Origin of the sequence: Mucilaginibacter celer, from assembly GCF_003576455.2 — a bacterium.
Lineage (GTDB): Bacteria > Bacteroidota > Bacteroidia > Sphingobacteriales > Sphingobacteriaceae > Mucilaginibacter > Mucilaginibacter celer.
In genome coordinates, this window is the sequence record NZ_CP032869.1 from 2,061,394 (window position 1) to 2,079,538 (window position 18,145).

The 18,145-nt window shown below is 42.5% G+C and carries 13 protein-coding genes; 9 read left to right on the forward strand and 4 right to left on the reverse strand.

Annotated elements, in window-relative coordinates:
- Positions 1-9: 9 nt before the first annotated feature.
- The 7 genes from HYN43_RS08120 (at position 10) to HYN43_RS08150 (ending at position 7,132) form a co-directional block, all read left to right on the forward strand.
- The gene (locus tag HYN43_RS08120) at positions 10-903 is read left to right on the forward strand and encodes a glycosyltransferase family 2 protein (RefSeq protein ID WP_119408963.1); all 894 of its coding nucleotides are present in this window, start codon (positions 10-12) and stop codon (positions 901-903) included.
- Between the two features lie 42 nt (positions 904-945).
- Positions 946-2,277: a UDP-glucose dehydrogenase family protein gene (locus tag HYN43_RS08125; protein ID WP_119408964.1), complete on the forward strand. Its 1,332-nt coding sequence runs from the start codon at positions 946-948 to the stop codon at positions 2,275-2,277.
- Positions 2,278-2,454: 177 nt separating this feature from the next.
- On the forward strand, positions 2,455-3,825 hold the full coding sequence (locus tag HYN43_RS08130; protein WP_119408965.1) for an undecaprenyl-phosphate glucose phosphotransferase: 1,371 nt from the start codon (positions 2,455-2,457) through the stop codon (positions 3,823-3,825).
- 20 nt (positions 3,826-3,845) lie between these two features.
- Positions 3,846-4,847: a D-glycero-beta-D-manno-heptose-7-phosphate kinase gene (gene rfaE1 / locus HYN43_RS08135; protein ID WP_119408966.1), complete on the forward strand. Its 1,002-nt coding sequence runs from the start codon at positions 3,846-3,848 to the stop codon at positions 4,845-4,847.
- A gap of 45 nt (positions 4,848-4,892) precedes the next feature.
- The gene (locus tag HYN43_RS08140; protein WP_119408967.1) at positions 4,893-5,453 is read left to right on the forward strand and encodes a D-sedoheptulose 7-phosphate isomerase; all 561 of its coding nucleotides are present in this window, start codon (positions 4,893-4,895) and stop codon (positions 5,451-5,453) included.
- A 2-nt stretch (positions 5,454-5,455) separates the two neighbouring features.
- Positions 5,456-5,959, forward strand: a complete 504-nt coding sequence (gene rfaE2 / locus HYN43_RS08145; RefSeq protein WP_119408968.1) for a D-glycero-beta-D-manno-heptose 1-phosphate adenylyltransferase — start codon at positions 5,456-5,458, stop codon at positions 5,957-5,959.
- Positions 5,960-5,992: 33 nt separating this feature from the next.
- A complete protein-coding gene (locus HYN43_RS08150) occupies positions 5,993-7,132 on the forward strand; it encodes a glycosyltransferase family 9 protein (protein ID WP_119408969.1) in 1,140 nt (379 codons plus the stop codon).
- Here the strand turns inward: HYN43_RS08150 and HYN43_RS08155 are convergent.
- Positions 7,129-7,398 (reverse strand): hypothetical protein, encoded by a 270-nt coding sequence (locus HYN43_RS08155; RefSeq protein WP_119408970.1) that lies wholly within the window; start codon positions 7,396-7,398, stop codon positions 7,129-7,131. The genes HYN43_RS08150 and HYN43_RS08155 overlap by 4 nt on opposite strands.
- Positions 7,399-8,085: 687 nt before the next feature.
- On the opposite strand from HYN43_RS08155, the gene HYN43_RS08160 reads away from it, so the two are divergent.
- Complete coding sequence (locus HYN43_RS08160) at positions 8,086-10,818, forward strand: PQQ-dependent sugar dehydrogenase (RefSeq protein ID WP_162996378.1); 2,733 nt, start codon at positions 8,086-8,088, stop codon at positions 10,816-10,818.
- 142 nt (positions 10,819-10,960) lie between these two features.
- Positions 10,961-11,698: a response regulator transcription factor gene (locus tag HYN43_RS08165; protein WP_119408972.1), complete on the forward strand. Its 738-nt coding sequence runs from the start codon at positions 10,961-10,963 to the stop codon at positions 11,696-11,698.
- 535 nt (positions 11,699-12,233) lie between these two features.
- Here the strand turns inward: HYN43_RS08165 and HYN43_RS08170 are convergent.
- From HYN43_RS08170 to HYN43_RS08185, 3 genes are read right to left on the reverse strand one after another with little or no spacing between them, the layout of a single operon-like run.
- On the reverse strand, positions 12,234-15,590 hold the full coding sequence (locus HYN43_RS08170; RefSeq protein ID WP_119408973.1) for a hypothetical protein: 3,357 nt from the start codon (positions 15,588-15,590) through the stop codon (positions 12,234-12,236).
- A gap of 7 nt (positions 15,591-15,597) precedes the next feature.
- Entirely contained in the window at positions 15,598-16,545 is a 948-nt protein-coding gene (locus HYN43_RS08175; RefSeq protein ID WP_162996379.1) for a hypothetical protein, read from the reverse strand.
- Positions 16,546-16,565: 20 nt separating this feature from the next.
- A complete protein-coding gene (locus HYN43_RS08185) occupies positions 16,566-17,723 on the reverse strand; it encodes an abortive infection family protein (protein WP_119408976.1) in 1,158 nt (385 codons plus the stop codon).
- Between the last annotated feature and the right edge of the window lie 422 nt (positions 17,724-18,145).

Consider the following 18,145-nt stretch of genomic DNA (forward strand, 5'->3'; position numbering starts at 1 on the left):
CTGTCAATAATGAGCAACAAATTTATATCAGTAATTATACCCACTTATAAAGACTGGAACCGATTAGCTTTATGTATAAGTGCACTTAACGAGCAAAGCTACAACCAGGCTTTTTTTGAAATTATTATCGTTAATAATTACACTGCCGATAAAGTTCCGGCAAATTATTTTTTGCCCTCAAATTGTAAAGTGATCACAGAGGGTAAGCCTGGGTCGTATGCCGCGCGTAATACAGGTATAGCCCTATCAACAGGAGAGATTTTAGCATTTACGGATTCGGATTGTATCCCCGAGCGGGAATGGATAGCAAACGCGGTAAGGTTTCTGGAAGCAGATATTGAATGTACAAGACTGGCAGGCCGGATCAATTTATACTACCATTCAAAAAAACTTACCGGTGCCGAATTATATGAAAAAGTTTACGCCTTTAACCAGGACCTGTATGTTAACCAGGATGGTACAAGTGTAACAGGTAATATGTTCAGCTACAGGTTGGCGTTTGATACGGTTGGTTTATTTAAGGAGGATCTGATGTCGGGAGGTGACTATGAATGGTCTGTAAGGGCGCGTGATGCTGGTTTTAAAATAAAATATGCCGATGATGTGGTAGTTAATCACCCGGCGCGGCACACCATGGCCGAACTGATAAAGAAAGCAAAACGGGTTGGCGGCGGACAGGCCGGCCTTGATACGCCTCCGCCCGGTGATAAGCTGAAGCCAATGCTGAGATTGGTGTACGATCTGAGGCCTCCGGTACGCAGTATCAAACTGATAGCGACAAAAGGAAAAGGCATGCACATTATGCAAATGGTATTTGTTTTTTATATCAGGTACTACCTCTCTGTAATTACTGCCCGCGAAAAATTCATGGTAAGCATTGGCCGCAGCGCGCGCAGGAGCTAAACGAATTTTTATTCACCTAATAATATAAATCACTAAAATCTTATGGAAATTGCAATTATCGGAACCGGCTATGTAGGCCTTGTTACAGGCACGTGCCTTTCAGAAACAGGTAATCATGTAACCTGTGTTGACATTAACGAGCAAAAAGTAAAAATGATGCAGCAGGGTAAGCTGCCAATTTACGAACCCGGGCTGGAGCAGCTGTTTCACCGCAATATCAACAATGAACGGTTATTATTTACCACCGATCTGGCGGGGGCTATCCAAAATGCCAGCATTATTTTTTTAGCGCTGCCAACCCCTCCGGGCGGTGATGGCTCCGCCGATCTGAGCTACGTGTTGGGTGCCGCTAAGGACATTGCCTGCCTCATCAGTTCGTACAAGGTGATTGTAACAAAATCTACCGTGCCTGTTGGTACTGCCGATAAAGTAAAAGCGGTTTTTGAAAAGTATACAGATGTGGAGGTTGCCGTAGTATCTAACCCCGAGTTTTTGCGTGAGGGTGTAGCAGTTGAAGATTTCATGAAACCCGACCGCGTTGTTGTAGGTACCACAGACCAACGCGCCCGCAAGCTCATGGCTGATCTCTATTCACCTTATGTTAGGCAAGGTAACCCTATTATTTTTATGGACGAACGGTCGGCCGAGCTGACAAAGTATGCTGCCAATTCATTTTTGGCCACCAAAATCTCTTTTATGAATGAAATAGCAAATCTGTGCGAACTGGTTGGAGCCGACGTGGATATGGTACGGCTTGGTGTTGGATCGGATGAGCGTATAGGTAAGCGGTTTCTTTTTCCGGGGATAGGCTACGGCGGAAGCTGTTTTCCAAAAGATGTACAGGCATTGGCTAAGGCGGCCGACGAAAATAATTATGATTTCAGGATCCTCAACTCCGTAATGAGCGTAAACGAAATCCAAAAGAAAATACTGGTCGAAAAATTAAAAAAATACTATAACGGCAACCTCGAAGGAAAAAGGTTCGCCTTATGGGGCCTGGCTTTCAAACCCGAAACAGACGATATCCGCGAAGCTCCGGCTTTGTATATCATCGACGAATTGTTAAAAGCCGGCGCTGTAGTTGTTGCTTATGATCCGGAAGCGATAAATAATGTTAAAAGTCAGTTGGCGGATAGTATTCTGTATGCCAATGATTTGTACGAGGCGTTAGTTGGTACCGACGCTTTACTCATTTTAACCGAGTGGAGCGCATTCAGAAACCCCGATTTTGATACGATCAAATTAAACATGAAAGACAAAGTCATTTTTGACGGGCGTAATTTATATGATCTGCAAAAAATGGAAGAACACGGTTTTTATTACAACAGCATCGGCCGGCAGGTTGTCAATGAGTTTAAACAACAAACCGTTTAATTGTGCATTTTGTGTAAAATGGGCTTCCGTTATTACACAATAAAGTACCAAGCCCGGTTTAAGCAGTTCATTCATCAATCCGGCTACGTAAATTTATCATAAAGGTTAAATGCAGCTGAGTACGCATAGTATCTGGCGCTCTAAAATTGCATTATTATTAAAATAATTCCACCATTTATGAAAACACGATACCTATACGTTATTTATTTTATCATGTCGGTTACCGATATTGTAGTACTTAATTTAAGTTTTTTTATTTTAAACTACATTTTGTACCCCAAAAGTATCGGCGATGCAAGTACGCAAATGGTTGCAAATTACCTGTGGTTACTGGCCGCGCTCGCCTTCGGTTTGTATACCGGCAAGGCCATGCACAAAACAGAAGATATTTACCGGGTAACCATTAAAAGCTTCGCTTTGTATACATTGCTTTTCTTTTCGTATGTATTCCTGTCGGCTCATCATCTTTCAGTTGGTTTGTTATTAGGCTTTTATCTCACCATGTTTTCGGGCCTTATCCTGAGCCGCCTGGTCGGTTCTACATTTGAAAAAAGCCTTAAAAAGCATTTTAAAATTGCAAGGCCTGTTGCCGTTATCGGTTTAAATTCGATGGGGTTAAGGCTCGCCGGCTTTTTTCAGAACAGCGACTCGCATTTTAATTTTGAGGGCTTTTTAGATAGTGAAAACAACTCGTTTCTCGACAGTTCGGGCAATATATTGCCCGCTGTTACTGACCAGATCTCGTCGGCCTCGGCTAAAGGTATTAAGGATGTTTATGTATCCCTTTCCCCCAACAGGATAAATGAATTTGACCGCCTCCAGCGCGAAGCGGATAAGCATTGTTTGCGGCTAAAGCTGGTGCCCGATATGTCAACATCTTTTTCGGGCGCGTTACAATTAACTTATCTTGGTGATTTTGCTGTACTCAGTCACCGTAATGAGCCTTTGGATGAGATTGAGAACAGGTTTAAGAAAAGGTTATTTGATGTTGTTTTCAGTTCACTGGTAATTGTATTCATACTTAGCTGGCTTTATCCTTTAATCGCTATTCTCATCAAATTGCAAAGCCGCGGGCCGGTACTGTTTAAGCAGTTAAGAACCGGTAAAGACAATACGAATTTTGTTTGTTACAAGTTCAGGAGTATGAAGGTTAACAATGATACCGACAGGCAGGCTACCAAAGATGATGACCGTATAACCAAAATCGGTGCCTTTTTACGCAAAACAAGTCTTGACGAATTACCCCAGTTTTTAAATGTTTTTTTGGGCGACATGAGCGTGATCGGCCCACGGCCGCATCCCCTAAACATGACCAAGGAATACAGCCAGTTTATTAACCAGTATATGGTGCGGCATTTCCTTAAATCGGGAATTACCGGCTGGGCACAGGTGAATGGTTTTCGCGGTGAAACAAAAGAAGCTGAACTGATGCAAAAAAGGATTGTACATGATGTATGGTATCTGGAGCATTGGTCGATGTGGCTTGATTTTAAAATCATTTACATGACCATCATCAATATTTTCAAGGGCGAAGAAAACGCTTATTAATTCATTACAAAACTCAAATTATGTTAACAGATAAAGTGCAGTACCTGTGCAAGACAGGTGTGAAACCTAATATTTTGCTTATAGGTGATCTGATGATTGATCATTATATATATGGTACGGCAAGTCGGTTATCGCCCGAGGCCCCGGTGCCGGTGGTTAATATCAGCAATGAATCTACAACCCTGGGCGGTGCCGGAAACGTATTGAAAAATCTCGTAGCCCTTGGCGCAAACGTACATGTGGCCGGAATAACGGGCTGCGATGATATGGGCGCAAAGCTAATGGACTTATTGTTAGAAGAAGGAGGGGGTAACCATTCCATCATCAAAGATAATAGCCGCGCCACAACCGTTAAAAGCCGAGTGCTGGTAGGTAATCACCAAATGCTAAGGCTTGATAAAGAGGTGACAAACTCCCTGTCAGGCGCCATTGAAAAATCGCTTTACAATAAGGTAATGCGTTTTATCGATTTTGCAGATGTTATTATCTTTTCTGATTATAACAAGGGCGTTTTCTCGTCAGTATTAACGCAACGATTTATAAAGGCTGCCAGGCAGGCCGGAAAAAAGGTGCTTGTGGATCCTAAGGGCGCTGATTTTACCAAATATAAAGGCGCGTCGGTTATCAAACCCAACCGTAAGGAACTGGCCGAAGCGGCAAAAGTTGATCATATCAATACTATCGATCAACTCCGCATTGCAGCAGATGTTATATTTAAACAAACTGATGCTGATAACCTGGTGGTAACATTATCCGAGCAGGGCATGGTAGTATTAAGCCGGGATAGCCACATTGCATTGCCCGTAGAAGCCACCGAGGTGTTTGATGTAACAGGAGCCGGCGACACTGTATTAGCCACAATGGCCTATTTTTTAGCGTTGAATTTGCCGCTTGCTGATGCATGTACGTTGGCAAACCATGCGGCGGCTATTGTTATAAAACATTTAGGCAGCGCTACCACCACAATCGAAGAAATTTTAAGCCACCTGGCTGCAGGTGAACGCAAAATCGCTATTGCTTAAAATTCGCAATTCCTTCATTATTTATCACTTTAAAAATTAAACTGCATGGTCTCTGAAGAACTTGATGCACACCTGCGTACTGTACAAAAACTGGTAAGCACCATTGTTGCCGATATTGAAGCGGGATGCGAACTTTTTACAACAACAATAAAGAATGGCGGCCGCATATTTTTAGCCGGTAACGGCGGCAGCGCTGCTGATGCCCAACACATTGCCGCCGAGCTTACCGGCAGGTTTGTAATAGAGCGGCAACCATTGCCCGGACTGGCGCTTACTACCGACACCTCTGCAATAACCGCGATAGCGAATGATTATGGTTACGACCAGGTATTTTCACGCCAGCTGAAGGCTTTTGCTAAACCGGGAGATCTTTTTGTGGGGATCTCTACCAGCGGCAATAGCAAAGGTATTTTGAATGCGCTCGAATCTGCACGTAATATCAATTGCCGCACGCTCGGCCTGTCGGGCCGCGATGGCGGTAAAATGAACGATTTCTGCGATCTCAACATCGTAGTTCCGTCTGATATAACCGCGAGGATCCAGGAAATGCATATTCTGATTGGTCATATTCTTTGCAAAGCCGTTGATAATCTTTTTGATGTTTAACTATGGACAGTCTTGATTTAACACTCGCTGATAAAATCGGTGATGTGCTATCTTTACCCGAACAGATTAATTTTTGGCGCAGTGCCAAAAGCAAAATCGTATTTACCAATGGTGTGTTCGACCTTGTACACCGGGGGCATCTTAGCTATTTGGCCGCGGCCGCCCGCTTAGGGGATAGATTGATTGTAGGCATAAATTCAGATCTGTCTGTAAAAAGAATCAAAGGACCGGAACGGCCAATTAACGATCAACAATCAAGGGCTGCATTACTGGCTTCATTATTTTATGTCGACCTGGTGGTTGTATTTGATAATGATGATCCACTATCGCTTATTACCCAGGTAAAACCGGATATTTTGGTAAAAGGGGCCGATTACAGGGTAGAAGATATTGTTGGCTGCAAAGAGGTGCTGGCATATGGCGGCGAGGTGAAGCTTATACAATTTATCGAAGGGCATTCGTCAACCTTACTTATCGATAAGATCAGAAATAAGCAGCATGTATAGTGCGGTAAATCAACTATCATTTTATAAAGCGGTATGGAACAAGTAAAATACCGGTTTTATCCGGGCACTTCTTCAAAGGCTATCAATAAAATAAAGTTGATAGATAGGATCCTGGCATTTTTTTTTAGGCGAAGGTTAAAAGCGTTACCTCAATGCCCGATTCAGGAAATAACCATAGTACAGCTTGCCCACATCGGCGATCTGTTCCTGATGCTGCCTGCCATTAAAGCACTCAAAAGTGTTTCTAATTATAAGGTTAATTTATTGGTAAACAGTCAAAATCTCGCTATAGCCCGGCAGCTTGATTTTATAGATCATGTAACTGTGGCCGATGCGCCGTATTTTGCGAGAGGTAAAACGGTCTCATACCTCGATTTTATAAGGCAATTGAGAAAGGTCTCCACTCACCTGATATTTGATATCCGGGGCGATCTGCGTAATATATTCTTTATTAAAATCTTCACCCGGCATCGCTTATTTGCAGGTTATAATGTGGGAGGGGGAGGGCCGTTGTTAGATCTTGTATTTCAATACAATCATGGTGCGCACATCACAACTTTATTCAACCCGCTTTTTAACTACCTTAAAATACCTTTGCCTGATTTTGCTAAGCATTGGGTAAGTGATTCCATGCCATACGTGGCAGTCGATGAAGTTTTTCCGCCGGAATTTATTGTTGTGCATTTGGGTACAGGCGCACAGGCCCGGAAGTGGCCGATGGCTAATTTTATCAAAACCATACGCGATATATCTTTCATTATACCGGTTTACGTGCTTGGCACAAGCCAGGATATTACCGTACAGGAACATGCCTTACTGAAAACTATCCCCAATGTAATATCATGTGTTGGCCGGTATTCAATAACAGAGTCTGTATATATCGTAAAACGAAGCTCGCTGTTTTTAGGCCTCGATTCGGGTTTTACTCACATTGCCGCATTACTGGGGCGGAGAGTAGTGGTTTTATTTAGCGGAACGGTAAACAGCCAGGTATGGAGCCCGTTTAGTGTTTACAAATCTCAGGTAACGCTTATAAAAAAAACAGTTAGCTGTGACTGGGGTACCGGATGCGGCAAGCTGGAGTGCGATGATAACATTTGCATGAAACAAATTAAGCCCGGCGAAGTAGTAAAGATCCTGACCCAAATGTTATTGACCCCTAAGTTTAATTAAAGTTGTTTTCTATTCAGACTGCTTGTATTAAGTTTGGTTAATAAAACATCGAGCTGTTTATGATAATCTTCTATACCAATACGTGCCTGATCAATTAACGACATCAGATCTTCGAGTTCAATTTTGATGGCCTGGTATTTGTTAAACCCATCGGCAACTTTAATTTCGCCCTCTACATAATTGATCAGTTCAAGATCAGTTGATGTTTTTACCAGCCGTTGTATCTCATCTATCTTTTCCTTTTCAAAACGGATAAGCTTCAACATTTTTAAGTTGTTACGGCATCTGATAATATTTACAATCCGTTTTCTTTGTCGTCCAGTCATCGGCTTAATCGTAGTATTATGGTAGTTTTCCTCGCGGCGTATTAGGGTTTGCGCCAATAAAAGTTAGTTATACGTTAAAAGGGTTTCGCAGGTTACCATTTTTAGGAATATTAATATAATTAAACAGGTATTGCATATGCCTGTTAGTGCAGCTTATTATTAGCTATCAGACAGGAGTTGTTTTAACCAACGCAAGTTAAGCTTGATTTTTGAAGAACATATGAAGAAGCAGGCGTTGCTTAAATAGCCTGGTTTTGTATAGTTAATAAATTTCACGCTTATTACAGGTGGCTGGTTTACCCAAAATGAAAGGCGTATTAGTGGCCCGTAACGACTACCGGAAGCGGCAGGCTTACAGTCAAAATATGTTCAGATTTCACACATTTTCACACATTTTCTCATAAAATGATCAAATCTTCGTCCTTTCTGAAATATAAGCCTCAAACAGTTATTATTGTTAGTATCAGTGTGATATTAATATGTAAATGGGCCGGAAGCGGAAGCGTGATCATATTTGGAATTTAATTTGTCTACATGAATGGAACTAATAGATTTATAAGGAGGTGTTTATTGTTCCTTTTGTTTTTAACAACTGCCTTGCTCTTTGTATTTTTCAGTGAACGAATTGTGCAGATAGCGCATCCTGTTAATAAAAATGTTGCTATTCTTAACCGGGTTTTTACTTTAGCATCGGTTCCAGATGCGGCATCAATTAAAATAAACTTTCAGGATGGTAGTACCCAGGTACCTTCGGGATGGTTTGCGGATATTGGCGAACCCTTTTCCAGCCATGCGGGCTCGTACCAGGGAGCGGAATTGATGTACGGCTGGAAAAGTAAAGAAACCGGAAAACCGATGAGCCTGGAAGGAAATGGCCGTGCGCGGCCCGAACCGGAAGATGTTTTGCTGTCCACATTTATTCATATGCAGGCCAACGATATAAGCAGTTTGCGATACGGCAGGTTTAACGGGGTAAAAGCCGAAGGCTACTGGGAATTAAAAGTGTTAAATGGCGTATACAAAGTAATGGTTGCAGTTGGCGATGGCGCTGTTAACAAAGCCGACGAAGTTGATTGTATTAACATTGAAGGGGTACGGGCAATTTCAGATTTTACGCCGATGGGTAAACTGCGAAGCCCCGGCCGGTTCAAATCATCCGAAGTAACGGTTAATGTTAATGATGGCTATTTAACTGTTGATGCCGGCGGAGGAATAAATACTAAAATATGCTATATTCAGATTGAACCCGTTAACCTGTTACCATATGTATATATGGTGCCTGAAAAACAGAGTTTGCTTTTTAAGAAAAATGGTGTTAACAGCAGCAGCTTTTCTATAGGTATGCATAATTCGGAAAATATCAAAACAAAATATACACTAACGGCGGTGTACACCGGCTCTGCCAAAAATTGGATGTCATTTACGCCGGCTGGTGTCGGTGGCGATTCCGTTTATACTTTAGATTATTCCGAAGCAAAAAAGTTGGATGAGGGCATTTACTATGCGGACATCACCGCGTCCTCGCCTGGATTTACGGCTTTCACTGTCAACGTACAACTAAGGATTGTGAATGATGGTAAGCCCTATATTATCTCATCAAATCTCATAAATGGCAGTTGCGCGGCAAGCATTATAAATATTGCTGCAAATAATATTTTCGTACCGGCAGTACCTGGGATGAAGGGGGGTACAAACAACACCACAATTACCGGTAAAACGGTCAGGCTTTTTAAGGTTACCTATAACCGGGAAGAAAATGTACCCGGAGTGGTACAGGGTACCGGCGGCGGCGATGCTATCAGTTTTTCGCCGGCCAGGCCATTAGAAGCCAACTCCAATTATAAATTTATAGTAACAGGCGGCGTAAAATCATATTCGGGGGCATCATTTTTTCCTTATGAATGCTCTTTTTCAACCGGAGGTGCCGCTATTGATTCGGGCAATATAATAAACGCGTCATTTACTAAAATAGCGATGCCCGGCACTCAAAATAAAAAGTATACCTCATTGTTATTTGGCCCGGATGCAAAGCTTTACGCGCTTAAAATTAATGGGGAGATAGAGCGTTTTAACGTTGACCACACCAGTGGTATGTTGAGCGGGTTAAAGATTATCAATACGCTTATTAAAAAACGGGGCGAATCAACTGCGATAGGTTTAACTTTCGATAAAGCATCAACAGCTCAAAACCTGGTGGCGTGGGTATCATACTCATCTTCCGGGTTGAGTGAAGCGCCGATGTTTGATGGTAAAATTTCGAGGTTAAGCGGCCCTGAGCTTGAAAATGAAGAACAGGTAATAATCAACCTGCCCCGTTCCACCCGCGATCATATGGTAAATAGCTTAGTCTTCGGGCCGGATGGCGCCTTGTACATTTCGCAGGGAAGCAATAGCTCTGCAGGTAACTTTGATAAGGGATGGCAACGGGAAGAGACACTACTGGCAGGTGCCATCCTTAGGCTGGATGTTGCAAAATTGACTAATATTAAGCTGCCTCTTGATGTGAAAACCACCAGCAAACAAAGGCTAATCAACACAGCCCCTGCAACCATACTTACCATGGCCGACGGATCATACAATCCGTACAGCGTTAATTCGCCTTTAACTATATATGCCTCTGGCATTCGTAATGGATATGATATGGTTTGGCATAGTAACGGTCAGTTATACGTACCTGCCAACGGATCGGGCGGGGGAGGGAACTCACCCGCTTCAGTAAACGGAACCCGACGGCCTGATGGCACTTTTTATAACGGACCAACCGTGGTATCCACTCAAAATGTTCCCGTACAGCGCGATTGGTTATTCAGGATAAACCCGGCCCGGAACGTGGGCTACTACGGGCATCCAAATCCTTTACGGGGCGAGTATGTTATTAACAGGGGCTATACGGATAACCCGATGTATAGCCAATCTGTTAAAACAGATATCAATTACCGGAAGCCGGCCTTCGATTTCGGCTTTAACAAGTCGCCAAATGGCGTTATTGAATATAAGAGTAACACATTTAACGGCGCTTTAAAGGGGAAGCTATTGGTATGCAGATTTAGCGGGGGAGGCGATATTATGGTTTTAGAACCTGGTGCTTTATCAAAAGTACCTTTGCATGATCTTAATAAAGATCAAATCTACGATATTGTGAAGTCGGCGGGCGGCTCGGGTAACTACGGCCTGCACGGGATGGCAGGTTTTGCCAATCCGCTTGATCTTGTTGAAGATATTACTAACGGAAATATTTATTTAAGTGAATTTAATTGGAATGATAACCCCAATTTAATATCACAAATCACTTTATTAAAAGTAGTTCAAAAGTCTGGCGATAGCCCTAAAAATACATCAGCAACGATATCGAAGAGGTAGCATCGCTGTGATATCTTTTTAATTTTCAAACTTTTATGAATGCAGGGTGTTTTGAAATACACCAGCTATGCTGATATTCTTAAATCGTGCAATAGTGCTTATATAATTGTGATAACAAACTTTCAATATTATTATTTAACCTATGATAAAAATCCTTATCGCTGATGATCATCATGTAGTTCGGCGCGGCCTCCGGCAACTGCTGGAGCAAGAGAAGGATTTTTTAATTGTTGGCGAAAGTAAAAACGGAAGGGACGTATTAAACCTTCTGGATGCGGGGCTGGAGGCAGATGTGTTGCTTACGGATTTAAATATGCCCGTAATGCGGGGATTGGAAATGGCGAAAGTTATTAACGAAAAATATCCCCTGGTGCAGATGATTTTTTTAACTATGCACGAAGAGGAAAGCTATATACAACAAGCCTTCCAGGCGGGCATTAAAAGTTATATTTTTAAAACTGCCGACGCGGAAGAACTCATTTTCGCGGTAAGGCAAGCGGCCCGGCAATTGCCGTATTTATGTTCAGGCCATGCTCAAAAAATTATCGGACGCATCATGTCACCTGGCAATCTGACTGCAGGGAATATTGGTAATATCGAGTTTTCTGAACGCGAGATGGAGGTATTACAACTTATGGCGGCCGGTTACACCAGCGAAGAAGTGGCAAGCCGTCTGTTTACCAGTAAACGAACGGTAGAAGGCCACCGCCAATCGCTGATCGACAAGACCGGCAGCCCAAAACTCTTTGGCCCTTATTGTATTTGCTGTGCGCCATGGGCTGCTACCGAATTATTAATTTTTTTTTTGATGTGCAATCTGCTAATCAATCAATATAAAATAGTGAGCATTTGCTTTGTCCGAACAGCCGGGCCACTATAGTCAGATAATCTTGTAAAACTCAAAGCGAAAACTGTATCGTGTAGATTAAAGGCTGTGCAACCAAAGTTAGGTGGCGCAACGGTTAAACTCATTGAACTGATAAAGGCTTATTAAGGTGGCAATTATACAACGTTCACTAATTTCAAAGCGTTCTACATATTTATACTTCTATTGTTTTAATTAATTTATATTTAATTTATTTAATTTAAAATAAATGGCATTGTAATTGGGCTCATAAGTAAAATGCCTTATGAAAATCCCAATACTCTTAACTCATCAGATTTATACCGGTTACAATTATTTGCCTCGGATATTGAGGCCAATTCCCAAATCCTATCAAAGTACACGGCTTGGCTATGGAATGGAAATTTAACAGAAGTAGTGCAATAAAAAAGGCGGTGACAGCGGCTGTTATCGATACATTAATATTTAGCTGGGTTTGCAAGAAGAAATAAAAACGCCGTAACAATCAACTATAAAGTTCGCAAATGGAGAAAACGACTACATCTGAAACTATCATTAAACAGGTTGAGCATTACCTCGAAACAAAATTCAAGTTATTAAAATATGAAGGGGTACATAAAGCAAGCGGCATCATTGCCGAAATAATCACCGATTTGGTTGTTGTTGTGCTTTTATTATTAACCTTCCTTTTCGTAAGTATAACACTTGGCCTTTTTGCCGCACATCTGCTCCATTCGGGTTGGAAAGGATTTGGGTGCGTAGCTTTATTATATTTTGACCATACTAGTTTGTTGATTATTAATTGCAATCTTCTTAATTGCTTACACAACCCGGTACTCCAAAGCGCACGGAATAGCCTAGTCAAGCCTTCCGAAATATCCACTTTGGGGGCTTTACCTAATGCCGGACGTTTTTGCAGGCTAAGCAATGTCAATCCGGTCTTCAACTCCGAGTCCGGCATTTTATTAATAAGTTCGTTTTGGATTGCGGTTATCAACTGCTCTTCATTCATGACCATAAATGACGATCCAACGCCCATGCCAATGCGTCTTAAAACTGCCTGTATCAGCAAAATATTGCTTAAGGAGATTCCCCATTCTTCAAGAAATGCGTTGTCGGTTAACGGATCATTGTATAAAGACCTTGCCGGTTCGTTTTGATGGTCATGTTCGTCAACTCCATCATTACCATACTGTTGCATCATATGATAAACTTCGCGTTCAGTTTTGGATAGGCTGAACGGTTGAAGGTAATCACGAAAAAACTCATAAGACATACCCATCCTGCCAGAGGGCAACAGACCCATCCCAGGGTCATTCAGCTCCAGGGCGATGCAATCTGCAACGTTTGCCCAATGAATAGTCTCTGACATTAAAGCAATCAGTTCATCCATCGTATCAAGATCTACTGTTCTTTTTCCGTCGGTAGGAGCAGCTGCTATAAATTCGATAAGTCCTCTTACAGCTAACGCCGTTGGCACAATTTCACTGTTCTTTTTATAAAGGTCCTTTACTGCCGTCGGAAAATCGCTGTAACATGCGATCTGATGCGGTAGACGCAGATCGTTTGATGCAGCTTCATGCAACAAGTGTTCATTCAATAGGACCAGGTGCTTTAGTAGCACAGGAGCATCCAAATCGGTAAGTAGTTTACTGATGCGGGCTATCAGCGAATTAACAATTTTCATGCATAGCGAGTTTTTTTCTCTCGTGTCGGTAATATTTTCGGGTACGGGCGTTTCCAAATCAAGGTTGGGCACAAGGTAATCGTCTATCAGCGCTTTATCTGCGTCATTGATATGGCGTTCAAAAGAAAGCCCGCGATTGTCCAGGAATGGATTGTCATCACTATTAGTAACAAGGATCATCTTCGCGTGACCGGGCGACATAACTTCACGTATGGTATGCTCAATTTGATCTTCTGTTATTGAAGCTTTTTTATGTTTTTTTAATAATATATTGAATCCCTTAAGAACAGTCCCCATAATCGCACGTTCAGCATCGTTATTTTCCTCATCTGCTAATGCGGGCCCAAGTCCCAATGGGATCTCGATCGTTATTCGCTGTCCTTCAACATACATTTCCATCAGCACTGGCACTGGCCGCTTTTCTAACCAATTTTTCGGATCATGGTCTTCAAATACCATTCGGTCGATATCTAAATACACTTCGGCCGGTAAGTTCGGCAGAGAACTGATGCAGAATTTTAAATGGCTGGTCATTTTGTAGAGCCAGAACGCGACGGCTTCAGTGTACAAAGAGATCTCAATCTTTTGTAACCGGCTTTTAGCATCTGTATTCATGATCCAGATCGGTATTCCATAGCTTTCAATCAGGAGAATGTTTTGTGGGGTATAATCCTGCATAGTATAAATAGGGGCATAATCCCTGTTCCGCTTTACGGGGATATCGCTTGGCATACGACCTCTATACAGCCGGGCAGCGTGTTCATCCCGAAAAGCAACCATCTGTCGCTGGTAATCAGTGCCAACACCCATCATCGTCATATAGCCGGGCGTTTCGTCACGGGGTAATAAAGAGCCTCCGTTTTGCTGATAATAAACATAGTTGTCCAATGAAGAATTACCAGGCCCAAATCTGGTAGTTTTCCCTGCGCGACCGACCGCCTTAGCATATTTCCACAAACTCAGGGGTTCGAGTTGTCCCTCAAAGACGATCTTTTCAAAGTCGGCGAATGAAAAAAACAATGTTTGATTATCTCCATTGGGCTTCGGCCAAACGAAATACATTGTTCCGCCGATACCGGCACCGATAAAAAGGGTCAGTACTTTCATCCGCCGGCTCTCATCCATGGCATTCAGGTATGAAGAGACCTGTTCGTACCTGGCCGTATATGGGTCTGTTAAAGCCCCGATTTTAGCATGCGGTTTCATCTGTGCCAATATTTTTTCAGGAGATGGATCTATCTCCCCTTTGAGTAACTGGACATAGGCGAATTTATCCAGGTCAATCTGAAAGACTCCTTCAATAAATTTATCTTCGTCCTCTCCGGCAGGAGGTTTAATATCGGTGAGCGCCCAACCCATTTCATCTGCATACTGGTAAAACCTTTTCCATTGTCTTTTAAAAAATGCGGCAGATAGCTCATCGGTCTGATCCATTTCTTTTGCCAATGTCTTAATATAATCCGCTATAGCTTTCGTGATAGTAGCCGGTATCAGGCATATAATCTCGTCATCACCATCGAAAAAAGGTTTGGAATAAAGAGCCGACTCAAACGGGTCATGCTGTTCGCCAAGCGCAGTTTTTGTGATCAGAAAATGTGTGATGGTTTCTTCGTCGATCTCAAACTCAGCATATAATTTTCCGAGCCATTTTTTATTAAAACGTATAGTACCGATCAGGGCATTAAACTTTTCAAGTTGCGGCACATGGATCGTATCATCTTCAATTTCTTCAATGCTATACCTGGGCAGGCTGGTTGTATTGACCATGGCCTCACTTATTATCAGCAATAAGTGGGCAGCCTGCCGGACTTTCTCTTTGTAGTTCACGGAAAGGTCGTTCTTTGTCATAAAGATACCTTCAAGCAAGTTGTTCAGGTTTTCAGTCGAATCAGTATTGATGCCCGGTAGTACCCGATAATTACCTCCGAAAAAAACAACATTTTCGACGAAATAACTTACAGTAGGATCTTCCATGTAGTCAAATAAAAGGTGTTCCTGAAAGAACTTTTGGATCTCTTTGTAAGTTGTTTGTTGCCCGTTGGTTTCTCCGGTCCTGATAATTTCGTCGGTAAACTCTTCAAGCCGGGTGTTTTTTCCGTGATTCTGAACCTCTAACTGCAAGGCAGCTGAAATCGCCAGCAACTCAGTTTGATCGAAGCTTTTGATAAAATGCCCGATTGCTTTCGCATCACCCATTTCCATGCCATCAGAGTTATTATGGTCAACTGATCCCGTTTGCATATATTCCTTATAACTGATTAATTGAATCGATAACCTTTTGAATAACCGTGCCTAAATCAATGATGTCTTTTTCGCTGATTACGAGCTTATCGCCAATCTTGTAATCTTGATCACCGGTAGCGTTCAGATACTTGGCATCAACTATACCGCCTTTATGCTCCAGCAAATGCCTTCTTTGCGTAAACAACAGCAATGTCTGGCGCTCGCTTGGTGTCAACCAACTCTCGTAGCTTTGTTGCTTCAAAGCCATCCATAGTTTATCGGCGCGGTCTGGATTTTGGAAAGCGTTGAAAGGTGCCGGTACAGCAGAAATCATATTGTACCTGATTTCGCTGAATGCCTGAAGAGTTCCAATACATGCTGATACGGCTTGTTCGAGAATGGTTTTCACCAGGATAGCGGCCTCCGTTTTGGATAAAGACAATTCTAATGAAGTACGGATGGCATCGGTCCTCGAAGCGGTGAGGATGGTTTTTTGTATCGCTTCATAAGCATTTCGCAACACTGAACTGTAACCGCAGGACGGGCAGAAATAGGCCGCGCCGATTACTGAAAACCGGACGTCACATTTTTCACATTGTATGTCCACCTCAAATTCAGCCATGGAATTCAGCGTTTTAAGATTGCCTAAAATGGCATGGCCGTAGTTCCAGTTATCCATGATGGACCGGCGAAGATCTTCTATGAAGGCCGACCTTTGCCCCGCGGGCAAATAATTTTTCGCCGGAGAATTGTTTCTGCAGGACGGGCAGAAACATTCTTCATCCCTGACGATGTTTCTCCAATCATCCTGGTTTACTTTGAACAATTCATGGCAACGCTCGTTGGGGCATTGCCGGTCTATCATACCCTTTGCGTCGGGAACTATAGTCAGATTCATCGTATCGCCTTGCAGCGATTCGATTTCCTCTCTGAAACTCTTTAATTTATTTTGTAGATCCCTGATGGTTCCCATTTTGTCTTATTTTATCTGATTCATGAATGAACGTCTACGATGTTTTCTTCTCGCCTGAATTCGTAGGTCTGTAACAAAAAGCTGCACACCGAGCCTGAAATATTTACTGCCAGTTCAGCATGCCTGGCCGATGGTTTGACATTGGTGATCCGCTTGCCATGTGCATCACTATGCTTATTCCGCAAACTACCCAGCCCGGTTACGATGGAGACACAGCCAGATAGGATCTGCCTGAAAATCGGCTCAGTATGTGCTTCGGGGGACAGGTTAAGTTGTTTTGCCGTCAGTCTGTATAAATTTGGCAGATCCATCCCGTCGTCATACTCCACCAGACTTTTATCCAGGATATACTTGCAAACGGTTTCCACCAATGATCTTGCAGACGTGATGGCTGCCGCCGGATCATCTTTAAGCCTGTTGAGCGCTTTTCGCCAATCCTGATTAATGAAGGCCATATCAACATGCGGGTTAGCTTTAGTGAAAAGATGTTCCTGGGTGACATTTAAAATCTGTTGGCTGGCTGTTAACAAGGGTTCAAAGGTAGCATCAATGAACGCCTCCCTTTCCCGGTAGCCGCCCTGGCCTTTGATGAACTGCCAAAAACCATCCATGTGGGGGTTTTCACTGATATAATCCGGGACAAGTTCATGAAGCAAATGATGCTTCATGATGTCCTTTCTTAACAGATGGTAATGCTGCTCGTTCACACTGTTATTCCGTGCTCTGATCCTTACTAAATGATAAAAGTAAGTTGTCTTTTTCGAGTAATCACCCGCATGCTGTTGCCAGGAAGAGGTTATTCTTTCCTGAAATGAGTTCCCGATGCCCATTGAGGCAAGATCCTTAACAATACCTGAAATATCGGGAACATAGTTTAGCAAAGGTATCGTCGCCTCTAACAGGCAAACCAGTAATTCTGAGAATTCCGGTAAGGGCTTGCAAAATAGCTTATTGAGGAATAGCCCCAAAATCTCTTTTTCAGTTTCGCTAACACCGGGCAACCAGGAAAACGGATCGTCTTCCTTCACTTTTTGCGCCTCGTTAAATGCCTCCGCGTAAATATCTGTAAGATCTAACGTATTGGTCATTCGGGTAAAGTCAGAATTGGACATCAAACCTTCAAAGCCAATGGCAAGCAGATCTTTATATAATGGATTAAGCACAGCAAGAATATTCATGTCTTTAAATTTATAGGTTAATATTTGAAATGCTCGGATCACCAATCGCTATTAGTAGTGTATCGAAGTTTGATCAATACCTTTTGCTGTAAATTCGGCGAAGAAAAAATCAGGCTTCGCTATAACTTTTTAATATCTACTATTCCCGATCCGGTAGCAACCGTCTATTCATGATAACTGGTTTATTAAGGTGAATTTAAATATTTTACGCCCGGTTCACTCATGGTATTGTTCGCCTTTCGATGTTTTTAATACAGCAAAGAAAAAGTGATACTGCGCAGTGTATTTGCGTAGTTGATTTTTTTATTTTTTTTAAGGGGCAAGAGCGTTTCCTGGTTAAGCCTGGCCCGGCTATTCGCTGTATCCGCTATGCGGGATGCCGCTGCTATCCGTAACGCCTCCTTGGCCGAATCGGGAATATC

What these genes read in the sequence shown, in the direction of transcription:
- HYN43_RS08120 (WP_119408963.1), top strand. Translation starts at nt 10, where the DNA reads ATGAGCAACAAATTTATATCAGTAATTATACCCACTTATAAAGACTGG.
- HYN43_RS08150 (WP_119408969.1), top strand. Translation starts at nt 5,993, where the DNA reads ATGGAACAAGTAAAATACCGGTTTTATCCGGGCACTTCTTCAAAGGCT.
- rfaE2 (WP_119408968.1), top strand. Translation starts at nt 5,456, where the DNA reads ATGGACAGTCTTGATTTAACACTCGCTGATAAAATCGGTGATGTGCTA.
- HYN43_RS08175 (WP_162996379.1), bottom strand. Translation starts at nt 16,545, where the DNA reads ATGGGAACCATCAGGGATCTACAAAATAAATTAAAGAGTTTCAGAGAG.
- HYN43_RS08155 (WP_119408970.1), bottom strand. Translation starts at nt 7,398, where the DNA reads ATGTTGAAGCTTATCCGTTTTGAAAAGGAAAAGATAGATGAGATACAA.
- rfaE1 (WP_119408966.1), top strand. Translation starts at nt 3,846, where the DNA reads ATGTTAACAGATAAAGTGCAGTACCTGTGCAAGACAGGTGTGAAACCT.
- HYN43_RS08165 (WP_119408972.1), top strand. Translation starts at nt 10,961, where the DNA reads ATGATAAAAATCCTTATCGCTGATGATCATCATGTAGTTCGGCGCGGC.
- HYN43_RS08140 (WP_119408967.1), top strand. Translation starts at nt 4,893, where the DNA reads ATGGTCTCTGAAGAACTTGATGCACACCTGCGTACTGTACAAAAACTG.
- HYN43_RS08125 (WP_119408964.1), top strand. Translation starts at nt 946, where the DNA reads ATGGAAATTGCAATTATCGGAACCGGCTATGTAGGCCTTGTTACAGGC.
- HYN43_RS08185 (WP_119408976.1), bottom strand. Translation starts at nt 17,723, where the DNA reads ATGAATATTCTTGCTGTGCTTAATCCATTATATAAAGATCTGCTTGCC.
- HYN43_RS08130 (WP_119408965.1), top strand. Translation starts at nt 2,455, where the DNA reads ATGAAAACACGATACCTATACGTTATTTATTTTATCATGTCGGTTACC.
- HYN43_RS08170 (WP_119408973.1), bottom strand. Translation starts at nt 15,590, where the DNA reads ATGCAAACGGGATCAGTTGACCATAATAACTCTGATGGCATGGAAATG.